The sequence below is a fragment of the Bacillus cihuensis genome, from assembly GCF_000504145.1.
GTDB classification, from domain to species: Bacteria; Bacillota; Bacilli; order Bacillales; family DSM-1321; genus Peribacillus; species Peribacillus huizhouensis.
Genome location: NZ_KI632495.1, coordinates 2,362,202 through 2,375,066 on the forward strand (window position 1 = coordinate 2,362,202; position 12,865 = coordinate 2,375,066).

At 37.1% G+C, this 12,865-nt stretch carries 12 protein-coding genes, 1 pseudogene and 1 riboswitch; all 13 genes and pseudogenes read right to left on the reverse strand.

The window, feature by feature from the left end; all coding sequences use genetic code 11:
* Window positions 1–134: 134 nt before the first annotated feature.
* Window positions 135–1,004, reverse strand: a complete 870-nt coding sequence (locus V179_RS0117065) for a cation diffusion facilitator family transporter (protein ID WP_028392560.1) — start codon at window positions 1,002–1,004, stop codon at window positions 135–137.
* Window positions 1,005–1,647: 643 nt separating this feature from the next.
* Window positions 1,648–2,262 (reverse strand): nitroreductase family protein, encoded by a 615-nt coding sequence (locus V179_RS0117075; RefSeq protein ID WP_028392561.1) that lies wholly within the window; start codon window positions 2,260–2,262, stop codon window positions 1,648–1,650.
* A 234-nt stretch (window positions 2,263–2,496) separates the two neighbouring features.
* On the reverse strand, window positions 2,497–3,702 hold the full coding sequence (locus V179_RS0117080) for a M20 family metallopeptidase (RefSeq protein ID WP_028392562.1): 1,206 nt from the start codon (window positions 3,700–3,702) through the stop codon (window positions 2,497–2,499).
* Between the two features lie 86 nt (window positions 3,703–3,788).
* A complete protein-coding gene (locus tag V179_RS0117085) occupies window positions 3,789–4,652 on the reverse strand; it encodes a MetQ/NlpA family ABC transporter substrate-binding protein (protein ID WP_028392563.1) in 864 nt (287 codons plus the stop codon).
* Between the two features lie 15 nt (window positions 4,653–4,667).
* Window positions 4,668–5,318: a methionine ABC transporter permease gene (locus V179_RS0117090; protein WP_028392564.1), complete on the reverse strand. Its 651-nt coding sequence runs from the start codon at window positions 5,316–5,318 to the stop codon at window positions 4,668–4,670.
* Window positions 5,319–5,331: 13 nt separating this feature from the next.
* Entirely contained in the window at window positions 5,332–5,751 is a 420-nt protein-coding gene (locus V179_RS32525) for an NIL domain-containing protein (protein WP_407637254.1), read from the reverse strand.
* A gap of 77 nt (window positions 5,752–5,828) precedes the next feature.
* Window positions 5,829–6,351 (reverse strand): annotated as a pseudogene (locus V179_RS32530) (methionine ABC transporter ATP-binding protein); the annotation flags it as partial.
* A 129-nt stretch (window positions 6,352–6,480) separates the two neighbouring features.
* A riboswitch (SAM riboswitch) is annotated at window positions 6,481–6,592 on the reverse strand.
* A gap of 666 nt (window positions 6,593–7,258) precedes the next feature.
* Window positions 7,259–8,128 carry a DUF2935 domain-containing protein gene (locus V179_RS0117100; RefSeq protein WP_034301785.1) on the reverse strand — a complete coding sequence of 290 codons (870 nt, stop codon included), beginning with the start codon at window positions 8,126–8,128 and terminating at the stop codon, window positions 7,259–7,261.
* A 682-nt stretch (window positions 8,129–8,810) separates the two neighbouring features.
* Window positions 8,811–9,377: an undecaprenyl-diphosphatase gene (locus tag V179_RS0117105; RefSeq protein WP_028392567.1), complete on the reverse strand. Its 567-nt coding sequence runs from the start codon at window positions 9,375–9,377 to the stop codon at window positions 8,811–8,813.
* Window positions 9,378–9,624: 247 nt separating this feature from the next.
* Window positions 9,625–10,050 carry a PepSY domain-containing protein gene (locus V179_RS29230; RefSeq protein WP_051405001.1) on the reverse strand — a complete coding sequence of 142 codons (426 nt, stop codon included), beginning with the start codon at window positions 10,048–10,050 and terminating at the stop codon, window positions 9,625–9,627.
* A 296-nt stretch (window positions 10,051–10,346) separates the two neighbouring features.
* Window positions 10,347–10,904 (reverse strand): class I SAM-dependent methyltransferase, encoded by a 558-nt coding sequence (locus tag V179_RS0117115; RefSeq protein WP_028392568.1) that lies wholly within the window; start codon window positions 10,902–10,904, stop codon window positions 10,347–10,349.
* 435 nt (window positions 10,905–11,339) lie between these two features.
* A complete protein-coding gene (locus V179_RS0117120) occupies window positions 11,340–12,164 on the reverse strand; it encodes a COG4705 family protein (RefSeq protein WP_028392569.1) in 825 nt (274 codons plus the stop codon).
* Between the two features lie 264 nt (window positions 12,165–12,428).
* A complete protein-coding gene (locus tag V179_RS0117125) occupies window positions 12,429–12,797 on the reverse strand; it encodes a phosphatase PAP2 family protein (RefSeq protein WP_235179062.1) in 369 nt (122 codons plus the stop codon).
* Between the last annotated feature and the right edge of the window lie 68 nt (window positions 12,798–12,865).

Here is a 12,865-nt window from a genome sequence, read left to right on the forward strand (position 1 = left end):
TATATTATTAAACACACGCATACCGTTGTTAAAATTGCCTTCTTCAATAAGATTAGGTGACTGAATAAGAAAAAAGCGACCTTCTGTTTTGAAGAGCCGCGCCCGATAGTTGAACAAAGAAGAATGCTACAATATTAATTTGGCTCTACATGGACATGAACATCGTATACTCCATAATCTTTTATCATGACTTTTTCAACATGGGTAGCTATATCATGAGCTTCTTTAATATCTAACGTAGAATTAACAAGGATCACAACATCTATTACTTCATTATTTCCGTAGTTCCTCCCTTTAATTTCTTTTATTCCTTTAACTCCATCCACTTTTCTGATTACATCCTGATAAAGTTGAATTTTATTTTCATCAAATCCATCTGAAAGTTCATGAGATGCTTGTTTAAAGATATCCCAAGCTGTTTTACATATGATTAATCCTACAATAATGGCTGTTATCGTATCAAGCCAAGGCATATTTAATTGCGAACCGAATATTCCTACCGCTGTTCCTATACTCACCCAAGCATCTGAAATGTTATCTTTTGCCGCTGCCATAACTGCTTTACTATTAATTTTAATAGCTAATTTCTTGTTGTAACGATAAACAAAATACATGGCTAGTGCAGAAAAAACACCTACATAAGCTGCCATAATATCAGGTGACTCCTTTACTCCTTGAAACATAGAAGTAATAGCAGCAACCAATACTTCAAGACCAACTACTGCCATAATAAAAGAAGCGACCATTGATGCAATGGTTTCACTTTTCCAATGCCCGTACCCGTGATCTTTATCAGGTGGTCTTTGTGAAAGCTTGAGTCCGATGAGTACAGCAATAGATGCAATGATATCGGTTGTATTGTTTAGACCATCTGCTTTCAAAGCAGCAGAGTCACTCATATATCCAATAACTAATTTTATAATTGAAAGAATTATGTAAGCAATAATACTAATGATTGCCCCACGTTCGCCTAATTTAAGATCATTATACTTTTGTTCTTCCATCCTATTTGTCCCCCCATTAAACACTAGACTATGATAACAACTAGAATACAGGTGGGTCTAGAGCAATCTTTTTGTATAGTTTTATACAAGTAAGCGATATACAAGTAAGTTGCATAAGGAAAAAACTCTCTACTAATTTACCTTATTAGAACGATTTCATACCTATTAGTTTGTACTGTCATATTTATCTAATACCACACTTTCCTGAACAACTGCCTCAGCTTTAAGAACATTAAGACTTAGTGGAGGAAATCAAACAGAGATCATGAAGGAACCTGCAAAAATGATTGCTTTAGATACTAATATTAATCGTTATTTCGCAGATTTATTGCCCGAGGATATAATATATGTCAAAAGAAATTACAAAATGAAGAACATAAGTGACCATCGTTGGAGACGGTAATAATGAACTCCAGCACTTGCAACAGAAGATTTAGGTATTGCTATAGGGCTGATAACCTTGAGAACCTTCCTATATAATTAAGTTTCGATATGAATGAAAATGAGGAGGGTGTCTCATTGGGTTCTACCCATTTTGAGACACTCTCCTCCACCTCTTACGTATACAGGACTTTAATAAATCTACATCAAGTAGCTTATTTTATCCGGCAATGATCCCCTTTATTTTGATCTCATATACCAGTTATGCATTTTCGTTTCCTTCAAAAATGACCTCTTGTAACGGCTTTCTACTACTAGGATTTTCACGTTCTTGTAATTTCTGATCTAGCGCTTCTTTTTCGCCACGATAGCCAACTGAAATGACGGCTTGAATATCTAATTCTTCTGGAACATTTAACAATTGCCGAGCTGTCTCTTTATCAAACCCTGTCATTGCATGTGTGCTCAATCCAAGCATTGTTGCTTGGATTGCTAAATTGCCCCAAGCTGCACCTGTATCGAATGCATGAGACCCATTTGGATCGCCGTTGTCTCTATTTTTCTTTGATGCAATTAATATAAGTACCGGGGCTTTTTCTGCCCATATGCGATTAAATGGTGATAAAAATTCATGAAAGACTTTCAACTGTGATTCCGTTTTTGCTACAAAAAAACGCCATGGCTGATCGTTAAAGGCGGATGGCGCCCAACGTGCTGCCTCAAGAATGCTTGCCAAATCCTCATCCGAAACTTTGCGTTCCGAATAGGATCTCGGTGACCAACGATTTAAAAATAAGGGGCTAACAGAATGATCTGTTTTTCGGTGTTTTTCAACTTCACTTGTAAGATTCTCAACAGGATTAACAGTTAAACTCATTACATTACCTCATTTCCCTCTATTAATTTACTACCTATACTATTATAAACTATCTCTAATAACTCTGTTATTATTAAAGATTGAATAGTGGGAAAAATCGAATCATTCCTCTTGATTAGCTGAATTTTTTACTGCAATAGTCATTATTCAAGTCCGGGCAACTAATCTATTAATGCTATTAAACCCTGTATCTGTACTCAACAACCATGTATGGATCTAAATTCGGTATGTATTTTACAATTGCTCTTGTTGCTTTGCTTCAAGAAACGCGATTTTTACTTTATTCAGTAATTCTTGATCAGTAAGTAACTTGTACCCGGCAAATGCCAAAGCTTTAGCACCGATAAGAAGGGCACGATTTCCTTCTTCTGACTTTGCACATTCACGGAATTCATTAGTATGCGCAATTAAATCATCTGGGCCAATTTTAATAAATGGATGAGCCGTTGGGACAACATGACTGACATTTCCTGCATCTGTCGAGCCATACCCAGTTGTTTTTCGAGGGATGACCGTCTCTCCCAATTGAGTTAACTCTTCTGCCAATAAGTCATCTAAAACAGGGTTGATGATAAAGTTATAGATTTCATTTTGAAAGCGTTCAATTTTGACAGTACTGCCAGTCGAAAGGGCCGCTCCTTTAGCGATGTTTTGAATTTTCTCCGATACGTTCTGGCACTTTTTCCATGTATCAGCCCGAATAAAGAAGCGAGCTGATGCATATTCAGGGATAATATTAGGGGCATCGCCACCGTTTGTAATAATGCCATGAATTTTTACATCGGAGGGCAATTGTTGCCTGAGAGCACCAATGCCATTAAACAATTGAATGACGCTATCGAGCGCATTAATTCCTTGATCCGGTGAAGCGGCTGCATGAGCTGCTTTTCCGTAAAAATGAAATTCCAGCGGATCGACAGCAAGAAATGGGTTCGTCACACCTGTTTCTCCTGACGGATGGATCATGATTGCTGCATCGACACCATCAAACAAGCCTTGTTTGACATAGCTTCCTTTTGCACTTCCATTTGGCCCGCCTTCCTCTGCCGGGGTACCAAATACAATCACTTCTCCACCTGTCTCATCGAGAACCTTTGCAAGTGAAATACCAGCCGCGACACTTGTTGTACCAATGATATTGTGACCGCAAGCATGGCCGAGCCCTGGCAATGCATCATACTCGGCTAGAAAAGCGATTGTTGGACCTTCTTTGGAAGATTTTTTTCTCGCAATAAAACCTGTCTCATGACCAGCGATATCTCGCTCCACATTAAAGCCAGCTTCGGCTAGTAAAGCCGTTAGCGTGTCCGAAGCAAAATATTCTTGGTTGCCTATTTCAGGTTTTGCATGAATCTTTTGGCTTGTTTCAACATATGTATTTGCACGAAGTTCAAGATCTTCTTCAATGATTTGCAAGTGAACGTCCTTAACAATGGTCATAGTTTCTTGCCCCCTTCTAATTAGAAAGAAGCCAGACAAAGTTTCGTTTCTCTATCTGGCTTCGGCTTTAGTATCAATGTACTAGTTTATTTAGTAGCAGGTTTCGTCCATGCATCTTTATAATTGACCAACTCGTCTACCGAAACATAGGCCGGGATTGAGCTTCCTTTAAATGTATCGTTGATAAATTGTTCCACTTTTTCCGATTGATAAAGTTCAACTAACTTCTGTAGTTCCGGACGGTCTGCATTCCCTTTTTTCACTGCAATAATATTAATGTATGGTTTCGCTGTGGCACTTTCATGGAATAAGGATTCATCTAATTTCAGACCTGCTTCCATAGCAAAGTTGTTATTAATAACGGACGCATCCACATCATCTAAGAAACGCGGAGTATTTCCAGCAGCCACTGCTTCAAACTTCAAATTCTTCGGATTGGTTGCAATTTTATTTAATGCTCCATTTCCATCAAAATCCTCAACTAACGTAATCAGGCCCGCCTCTTGCAATAGTAACAAGGCACGTCCAAAATTCGTTCCTTCATTAGGTACAGCAATCGTTGCTCCTTCTGGTAGCTCTTCAAGTTTTTCATATTTTTTTGAATACAACGCCATTGGCGCAATAACCGTCGAACCAATTGCTTCTAAATCCAACTTTTGCTTATTAATAAACTCGTCAAAATAAGAAATCGTTTGAAAGGAATTTGCATCGATCTCCCCTTCAGCTAATGCAAGATTCGGTTGGATATAATCATTAAACTTAACGAGCTCGATATTTAGCCCTTCATCTTTAGCAATGCCAACAATATAATCCCATATTCTTGTATCCCCGCTACTAACGCCGACCTTCACCGTTTTTTCACCCTCTGCACTGCCTTTTTCATCAGTTTTTCCACATGCCGTCAACACAGCAAGTGCCAGTACTAAGACTGCAATTAATAATTTCTTCATTTTTTATTCCTCCAATTATCTTCTTCTGATTTTTTTTGAAACGATATTTCCAGTTGATTGCAGTAATTGAACAATTACCACTAGTGCTGCAACCGTGACAATCATCGTCATCGTATCGAAGCGTTGATACCCATAACTTAAAGCAAGGTCACCAACTCCACCTGCACCAACCGCACCGGCCATCGCTGAAGCGCCGACAAGTCCGATTGTAGCTGTTGTAAACGTAAGTACTAATGAGCTAAGTCCTTCCGGAATTAAAAAGCGAAAAATAATTTGCCATGTCGTCGCTCCCATAGCTTCCGCAGCTTCAATAATTCCTTTGTCTACTTCCAAAAGTGAATTTTCCACAAGTCGTGCAATATAAGGCGCCGCATAAAAAATCAAGGGAACAATCGCTGCATTTGTGCCAATTGCTGTACCGACTACGAATCTAGTAAATGGAATCAGTGCAACTAGTAAAATAATGAACGGGACAGACCGTAAAATATTAATAACTGGGTTTAATACGTTAAATACCCACTTATTCTCTAAAATGTGACCATTCCTAGTAATAACTAGTAAGATTCCCAGTGGAAGTCCAATCACAACTGAAAATAATAGTGATAAGGCAACCATATAAAGCGTATCGCCAAAACCAGTTAACAGCTGATCAGCAGTAATTTCCATACCCCACAATGTGTTACTCATGTATCCTCACCTCCTGCACAAGAATATTTTCAGCTTGAATATAGTCAAATGCTTTCCTAATCTCGCTTTTTTCGCCTGTCACTTCAATAATTAAATTACCAAAAGGCGTTTCCTGTATTTCCGAAATATTTGCTGATAAAACATTTAAATCAACATCAAATCGTTTAGCAACTGTTGATAATAAAGGCTTACCTGAATTGGCTCCAATAAAATTAATTTTCCAGATAATCGGATTCCCTTCCGCCTGGCTTATATAGCTTTGCGGAATTTCGTCATGAATTACTGTTCGGACAAAGTTTTGAGCAATCTCTGTTTGCGGCTTGGCAAATACGTCAAACACAGAACCTTGCTCAACAATCCGCCCACCTTCCATAACCGCCACCTTATTACAAATTTCGCGAATGACCGACATTTCATGGGTAATTAGCAAGATGGTGATATTATATTCCCTGTTTACTTTCTTTAATAGCTGTAAAACAGCACTTGTCGTTTGTGGATCGAGCGCCGATGTGGCTTCATCGCATAACAGAATCGAAGGATTCGTTGCTAGAGCACGTGCAATGCCGATTCGCTGCTTTTGACCACCAGACAATTGCTCTGGATAATTTTTCGCCTTCCCCAAAAGACCAACAAATTCCAATAATTCATTAACTCGTGTATGAATTTCTTTTGCAGGTGTACCCGATAAGATGAGCGGCATCGCTACATTATCAAAAACCGTCTTCGAGTTAAGCAAATTAAAATGTTGAAAAATCATCCCAATTTTCTTTTTCTCTGTTCGTAAATCTTTCGGCTTTAACGAAGTCAACGCTTTGCCATTCACCAATACCTGTCCTTCTGACGGACGCTCGAGTAAATTGACCAACCGGATTAACGTACTTTTTCCGGCGCCACTATAGCCGACAACACCGAAAATATCGCCTTTTTCAACGACTAAATCGATCCCTTTCAAAGCTTCAACGGTTTGTTTCTTTGATTCATACATCTTTTTTACATTTTGAAATTCAATCATCTACTCTCCCCCATGTTGTTTCTTTTCAAAGCTGTAACACGAAAAAGCCTCTTCCATCATTAGACAGAAGAGGCTTACTTAGACAAATACAAAAGAATACACTTCTATTAATTATCTAGTAAAGGCTTCTTCTTATCTTTCAAACTTACGTTCGTTGGAATTAGCACAGTATTTTTACAAAAGTAAAAACCTGTTGCCGAGGTATCATAGGGCCAAGTCCCTCCACATCTCTTGATAAGAATGTATCCATATATTATTTTATTTTTTTAAATATATAACTTAATATTTAAAATGTCAATTAAATTCTAAAAAATAGATTTATTATAACTATGATGTTGACCCATAATAAAAAGGGCAAACCCACATTTACTACAACCGTTCATCTATAGCTATTATTTGAATACAGACATTTTTTGGATATATTTGTGTTAGTGTAGCTTTAAAATAACAGTTGGATAAAGACGGAAACATTCATTCAGTTTTCTCCTATCTAATCCAATTCAAAATATCGGTTATGTAAACAAAAACCCACCTGCTGCAGAACAACAAAGCAAGACAATTAATGTATTCAAACGCTAATCGTCTTACTCCACCTCTTGTCGATCGTTTATAAAAATAGGGTAATTAAATTAACGGGTTCCGATAAGGGAGAGGAAACGTATAATTAGAATCTTAACTAGCAGACTAATTCGCATGGCGAGTTGGTCTGCCTTTTTATTGTTACATCAACGTTTAATGGAGTAAGACTTATTGTGTATTGAGGTAGTGAAAAAGGGTAATTCAATTTATATGGAATATATAGTAAAGACATTATTTTGAGGTCCCCTTATGGACAAGATATTGGTTTTAAAAACCTCAATTACCACCACTTAGCTTTAATATTACAGAATAAGTCTCTTCTTCTCTCTTACATCATCATTTCTTCCTGTTGCTTTACTCTTAACCTCTCCTCTAAAACATGGACCATTTGAAGGAAATGATCTGCTTCTCTTACTACATGGTCAGCCAGCAACGGGTCGATGACATTTCTGATTTGACAGGTCTTTATGAAATCTAACCCTGCCTGTTTAAAATCCCTAAGCTCATGTGTTGCGTTCTCACTATCCTTATTAAGCTTTCCAATGATGGGATAGGTCGGTTGTTTCTTATATAGCATCGATTCAACATCCCTTGCCTGGTTGAGAAGGACTTCAAAATCATCCCCAAATTTTAAAGCGGTTTTCACTAAATTCCGTTCCGATTGATCAAGCAGCGATGCGATAAATCGCGAATGCTCCATCATAATTTTTAGCCAAAATACATTTTCCTTGATAATCGCATCCTGGATAGGGTCCAAAATCCCTTCATTAAATTTTTTTAACGTCCTCATAAAATATTCAGCCTCACGTGCTGTATGATCAACAAGGAGAGGGAAGTTAAAGCCCATGACTTTACAATTGATTATAAGGATGAGCAAATTTCGTTTAAAATTCCGTAATCCTAAAACAAGCTGTATTGAATCTTCATTTAACTTACGGACTGCAGTTACATTATTGGGGGTTTGATACGCTCTTTTTTCCTGTTCTTCAAAATAATGGTAGAAACGATCTGTTTGCTGGATAAGATGCTTGTCATGCCGGCTAAACCCTTCACCCAAAAAATAGGAATGCTCTTTCATAATTCGTAACCAAAATTTGTTCTCAACTAATGATCGCTCAATAAATAGTTGTTCCGTTAATGATTCAGGTGGTGCAGCAAAAGTTTCAGGAGCAATTAACATTTGGTTTTTTGATTCCATGTCATGATGTCCTTGGTTAACCACTGTTTCACCCTCCTTTGAAAAACACACATACAATACATCTTTATTTGTAAACTTTTTTATTATGTTATCTTGTGGGCAATTCAGATAAAAATTATTGTTGTACGAACTTCAAAAATCGGGCGCTTTTCTTGAGTAACGAAAAATAGTCCAATTTCTCAGCATTAAATTAAGAAATTGGACTTTTTTATATTATTTTTTCCTTAACGCTGTAAATTGTCAATTCCTGACGCTACCTCTTAAAGGTGATAGTTAGCTTAAGAATAAAACCACCAATATATTTTATGAAAGAGAATATTGGTTATTTAAATGGAAATAAATGACGAATTAACAGTAACAATTAAATATCTAGGATTAATCCCATTTCTTGAATAATAAAGAAGTGGGATTTTTTGTACAGTAAATAATAAGAAATTAACAACTGAGGACGCTTGTATTACCAAGCGTTTTTTTGTGCTAATTTTAGTGTCATTTTGGGTTAGATTTGATGGACGAATAGATGTGTTTTATACCATTTTCTCTCCCTAAACGGAACTCGTTATAATCAAATATGAGTTTTTTTTATTTCAATCAAACTTGATTACCAGGATACTAGATTCCCCCATACCCCTTTAGACTTCCATTCCAGGCACATCATTAGAAGTTTCGAGAAGAGTTAGATTTATTTGTTTTGCTTCTTTTTATTAAAAATCGGCATATAGAGAGAAATAATCCAGTTTACAAACGGATCAAACGATCTTGATAATTTTACAATCACATATGAGACAACAATAGCCACAATTAAACTGCCTACTACGTCAAATGGATAATGAAGTCCCGCCCAAATGCGGGAAAAGCCAGTTAATAGGGCTAAAATAAATAGGGGGATACCGATTTTTTTATATCGGAACCACATAGCAATTGCAATCGTAAAAGCTCCTGTTGAATGATCACTAGGAAAAGAAGAGTCCGCAGCATGAGGAATCAAGGTTTGAATGTCATGTGTAACAAATGGACGTGGCTCAAAGTAAATGTGCGCAATCAGAACATTTACGATCAACGCGAGAACTCCTGTTCCACCGGCATATAATACAGCACGTTTCATGGATTTACTACCAAATATCCAAAGAATCAAAAGTGCCAACGCAAAAATGTAAATAGCATTATTCGTTATAAATACCATAAAGTTATCTAATGCATGATTATGGCCAGAAAGATTATGGATGCTTTTAAAAAATTCGTAATTCATATAATCATCCTTTATTTGATATCCTTAAATTCATGGAAGCTTTTTCATCAAATGAAATCATGAAGAGGATGTCCTAATGGGGGATCTGACTCAGCATTCACCACACAGTTTAAACCGCTACTTACACTTCATTTAAACTGTATTTTGTAGTTGCAGAGTCTGACCCTTACTTATGGGACATCCTTTCTTATGATCAATTATGGATAACAAATATTCATAATAAACCTTTGAACCTTAACATTTAAATTTAGTTATTTTCGTCAATGTTATCATCATTGACTTCTTTATCATGATCTTCGGCTTCGTCGCCATTTTCATTATCGTTTTCGGATTTTGTAATTTTACCAGTTTTGGCATCCACTTTCACATCATAGTTTTTGCCGTCCTTTGAAACTACATCAACACCATATACCACAGAACCATCTTCATCTTCTAATTCGACCTGCTTTACAGTGCCACCTTGGTATTGATCCAAAACTGTTTTTGTCGCTTCATCTTGAGTGATTGAAGCTTCTTTTTGTAATTTTGCTTGTTCATTTATATCTTGCTTCTCTGCTACTTCTGTATCCTCATGGCCTACGGTTGAAGTTGATTGAATTGCGTGTACCCCAACAGTTCCTCCACCCACAACTCCTAAAGCTAATACAGATGCTAACAATTTTGTTCCAATCATTTATTCTTCCTCCTCATTTTATATAGCATGTCTTGCTACTTACAAAACCTGAATGGCGTTAAAACTCCACCATTTAACATGAATGCCTAATCCTGAAGCACGCTACGCTAATTAGATTGTCTATATTAGTAAGTCGCGAAGCCCCGCCCCATGTCCTCTTTACAAAACCAATAATACTCCATATTTCTTAATTTCCCCTTCAAAAATAGTTAAAGTTGATTAATAAAAAAATTAAAAATTTCTAATATGTAAACAGCTATGTCTTTACTTCCTATTTTTGAAATCCTCATGAAACACTAGAAACTGCAAGTAAATACAAAGGCTGGTGGAACATTCCAATACACCTTTTTAATTTGAATGTTACCGAAAAAGGTACGGAAGAAGTTTTGTTTCACTTTTGAATATTGAAACGTGATAAATTTACCTTCTTTCGTTAAGATTTTATTCGTCTGTTGTAAAATATTGCGGGATATCATTAGGGGGAGGCTTGTAAAAGGTAGGCCTGATACTATATAGTCCACTTTAGAGATCGCATACTGTTCCTTGATATGTGCCACATCTTCTGCAGATCCATGAACAATAAACACCTTGTCCATGTGTTTATATTTATCTTTTAGTATCCTATAAAATGATTCGTTTACCTCAATAACTAAAAGGATCGTTTCTGGATGTTTATTCTTAATAATCTCTTCTGTAAATACACCAGTCCCCGGTCCATACTCAATGATACACGTTGCTTTTTCAAAGCAGATAGGTGCTACCATCTGCTTTGCCAATTCTTTAGAACTTGGAATCATAGCTCCTACGAAACGCGGATGTTTGAAATATTGTTGAATGAAACGAAAGACGTTCATATAGATCCCCCTCTTTGTATGCCTGACAAAGTATATTGTGTCCAACAAATCTGAATATACAGTGTGAAAATCTTAAGAATTCTAATAAGGATATAAAGAGACATTTTGTTAGGTATTTATTTACAAGACAAAATTCATGGGAAATGGTCAAGTTTTAACGACCAATTTGTTTTGTACGCAAACTTATTTAATGATCATTATCCTTTTATGAAGTTTGTGTACCTCAGAATAGTGGTTTTCCTTCAGTCACCTCAGATTCCGAGACATCGTGGACAAACTTGCATGAAACCTAATATTTATGCCTTCATAGATTGAGATTTACACCTTATAGAATGCACCCATGTTGGACGCATATAAAAAAGAGTTGATCCTTGTTTGAATCAACCTCTTATAAAAAAGACCATTATTTACTATTTAAAAACGTTAGCTTGTTCTTTAGTCCTCTGATCTGAAGCGCGAGTTCTCATCGATTCTAGTTTTGGTCAAGTAGATGACCAAAATGAGGATGACTACGAGAAAGATTGCGCTAGTTCCCGTCGTACCCAGACCAAGACCACCCGCATGGCGAGATTGTGACAGGTAGTCGCCAAGAGAGGCACCAAAAGGACGGGTCAAGATGTAGGCAATCCAAAAGGCCAGCACTGCATTCATCTTAAAAAAGTAGTAGGCAATGGTCACCAACCCGATTACTGCAGCGAACATTAGCGCTGAAATCAAGTAACCTAAGTTGAGTCCCTCTGCTATAAGGTCACCGGCTGCAGTCCCCAAGGCGAAGGTGAACAGGATGGCCAACCAGTAGAAAGCTTCCCTCTTGGTCGTATAGATAGAGTGAATGGACAAGGTCTTTTCACTTGCGTACCAAGCCGCAAAAGTTGCTAGCATCGCGAGCCCGAAGATGATGGTGGTCGTCATCAGTGCGACCCCATAGTTGTCCACAAGGTTATCCGTGACTAGTGTACCGACAACGCTTATAAGCACGACTGTGAGCCAGTAGATCCATGGCACATACTTCTTCGCCCTGAACTGAAAAAATAGCGTGATAAGAAAGAGAAAAGCCATGAGATAGGTCGTTTTAGTTAATCCCCAATGCAAGTTAAAGTTTAGAAAGTCTGCAGCCGTCTCCCCCACAGTGGTTGCCATAATCTTGATAATCCAGAAGAAAATCGTGACTTCTGGGACTTTGTTCAACATTTGTCGGCCTCTTGAAGGGGAAGCCACGTCTACATCAGAAATAGTTGGATTTTTTGCCAATGAATTCATCTCCTTTTTTACTTAAAACGGGTAATCAATTTCAACAAACGTCCTGCTTTAGTATTCTGAAATGAAATTCATCATACAATATTTAAATGAAACTTTAATGAAAATACGATTAAAATCACTTAAGAATTCTACCAAGGTTGGGGTTGAAACAAACTTTTCACCTAGGTATCCCACCTGCCCACAACCAATAGTTCCAGATTGTCCTCTCATTCTAAGCAAACTGCGTAAATTAGATGAGTGATTCTTTTGTTTATAGCTCTCCTTTTACACTAGCTGCCTATTCGAGTGATTATCCACGCTTCTCATTAAACATAAAATAACCAACAGAAGAATATTTATTCCTAACCATACTCCGCCAAATACATACCCGGCCGCAACATCACTAGGGAGTTGAACTTCCAAAAATAAACGGCTGGTCGCTGTGAGAAATAAAATAACTAGTCCAGCTATAGGAACATATGTATAAATCCAAAATTTCCTTGTTGTATGTACTAAAATAAAAACAACAAACCCGTAAATCACAAGAGCCATTAATGCTTGTTCACTTGGAAAAGAGTAAAATAGCTGATCCGTAAACGAATGATTAAGTGGTGAGAGTTCATGAAAAATTCCCCTTATACTTTCCTCGTACACTCCACCGCCACCTAATACAATCACAAGGGATAATAACTCAAAGATTTTATCTCTACCTCTCCATAAAA